Origin of the sequence: Brachybacterium vulturis, assembly GCF_043641765.1 — a bacterium.
GTDB classification, from domain to species: domain Bacteria; phylum Actinomycetota; class Actinomycetes; order Actinomycetales; family Dermabacteraceae; genus Brachybacterium; species Brachybacterium vulturis_A.
The window spans coordinates 1-1,366 of sequence record NZ_JBHZRO010000049.1 but is presented as its reverse complement, the minus strand read 5'-3'; the positions used below and the strand labels follow the sequence as shown (position 1 = coordinate 1,366).

At 67.8% G+C, this 1,366-nt stretch carries 1 protein-coding gene; it reads left to right on the top strand.

All coding sequences use genetic code 11. The features are described 5' to 3' along the window. Positions 1-66: 66 nt before the first annotated feature. Positions 67-1,331, top strand: a protein-coding gene (locus ACHUEU_RS16465; RefSeq protein WP_394217166.1) for an IS3 family transposase whose coding sequence is annotated in 2 segments (ribosomal slippage) — positions 67-409 and positions 409-1,331 — 1,266 coding nt in all. Because the reading frame shifts where the segments join, the coding sequence is not laid out codon by codon here. Positions 1,332-1,366 lie beyond the last annotated feature (35 nt).

The window sequence follows — 1,366 nt, the reverse complement described above, 5'->3', positions numbered from 1 at the left end:
GGGGCCTGACCCTTGTTCGTGGACACGCTGATTCCAGCATTTGCTGGGGAAGCGAGATCATGAACCATGGCCAGGAAGCACTACTCCGAAGAGTTTCGCCAGCAGGCGGTTGACCTGTACGAGTCGACACCGGGAGCGACGGTCCGCGGTATCGCGGAGGACCTCGGAATAGTCCGGGGCACGCTGCGGCAGTGGCTGGAGACTCACGGGACCGGAAAGAAGACCGCGGCTGACGGCACGCTGACCGACAGCCCGTTGCGGTCCGCGCCGGCAGTTTCCACGTCGGATCCTCATGAGCCGCTCGAGCAGCGCGTGGCCCGGCTGGAGGCGGAGAACGCCCAGCTTAGAGCGGAGACAACGAAGCTCACCACGGAGCGGGAGATCCTCCAGAAGGCCGCGAAGTATTTCGCCGGGGAGACGCGCTGGTGAGTCGCTTCCAGTTCGTCGCCGACCACTCCACCACCTACCCGGTGAAGCGACTGTGCGAGCTCGTCGAGATCGAGCGTTCCTCCTACTACGCCTGGCAGACAGGCGCCGCAGCTCGGTCCGCGCGGGCCGCTTCCGATGGCGAGCTGCTGGAGCGGATCCGCATCATCCACGCGGACGACGATGCACAGGGTGCCCCGCGGATCACGGCCGAGCTCAACGACGCAGCCGCGCCCGAGGACCGGGTCAACCACAAGCGGGTCGCTCGCGTGATGCGGGAGGCCGGGCTCAGCGGCTACGTCAAAAAGCGTAAGCACCGCACGACGGTGCCGGAGCCGGCCGACCAGGTCGTGCCCGACCTGGTCGGCCGGGATTTCACCGCCGAGGCGCCGAACCAGCGCTACGTCGGCGACATCACCTTCCTGCCGCTGTCCGAGGCCGGCGGGGGCGGGAACCTGTATCTGGCCACCGTGATCGACTGCTACAGCCGCCGCCTGGTGGGCTGGGCCATCGCCGATCACATGCGCACCGACCTCGTCGCCGACGCGCTCAAGGCCGCCGCCGCGGCCCGTGGATCTCTGACAGGAGCGATCTTCCACAGCGACCACGGGTCCGTCTACACCTCCAAGGCCTACGCCGAGCTCTGCCAGCGGCTCGGCGTGATCCAGTCGATGGGAGCCGTCGGCTCCAGCGCCGACAACGCGATGGCCGAATCGTTCAACGCGACCACGAAGCGCGAGGTCCTCCGCGACGCCGCGTGCTTCACCGACGAGCTCACCGCCCGCCGCAAGATGTTCCGCTGGCTGACCCGCTACAACACCAAGCGCCGCCATTCCTGGTGCCGCTACCTGTCCCCGAACGCCTACGAGCGCGCCTACACCGCTAAGCTAGCGCTCGCGGCGTAAAAAACCCCCGTGTCCACGAACCGGGGGTAGGCCCC